Origin of the sequence: Phytoactinopolyspora endophytica (assembly GCF_004138495.1) — a bacterium.
GTDB lineage: Bacteria > Actinomycetota > Actinomycetes > Jiangellales > Jiangellaceae > Phytoactinopolyspora > Phytoactinopolyspora endophytica.
Genome location: NZ_ML142858.1, coordinates 153,874 through 154,290, shown reverse-complemented (window position 1 = coordinate 154,290; position 417 = coordinate 153,874). Strand labels below are relative to the sequence as shown.

Genomic DNA, 417 nt, shown 5'->3' with positions numbered 1-417 from the left:
CGGAGGTCAACCGGTTCGAAGTCACCCGGTACCTAGGCTGGCCGGGCCAGGCACCGTCGTACAAGATCGGCGAGCGGATCTGGATGGCCGCGCGCCAGGATGCGCAGCGCCGCAAGGGCGACGACTTCGACCTGAAGGAGTTCCACCGCCAGGCGCTCAGCCTCGGCACACTGGGCCTCGACCCCCTTCAGGAGGCGTTGGCGCGGCTGTAGATCGTCCGAGCTTCCGCTGAAGACTGCCGGGCCGGCCACGTGGCCGGCCCGGCAGTCTTGCGCACGGCACGGTAAGAAGTGATATTTTCATATCGCGTCAACTTCTAGCGATATGTTGAGAACGTTACAGTCCCGTCTCCCGCACGTAAGGGCTTCCATGAGCGCATGCACGACGTTCGTCGGCACCTGTGATCTGTCCGGGCAG

The 417-nt window shown here is 64.3% G+C and carries 1 protein-coding gene; it reads left to right on the top strand.

Annotation, left to right across the window (positions count from 1 at the left end):
- On the top strand, positions 1-212 hold a 212-nt coding region (locus ELR45_RS38445; RefSeq protein ID WP_205856900.1), incomplete at its 5' end, for a DUF885 family protein.
- Positions 213-417 lie beyond the last annotated feature (205 nt).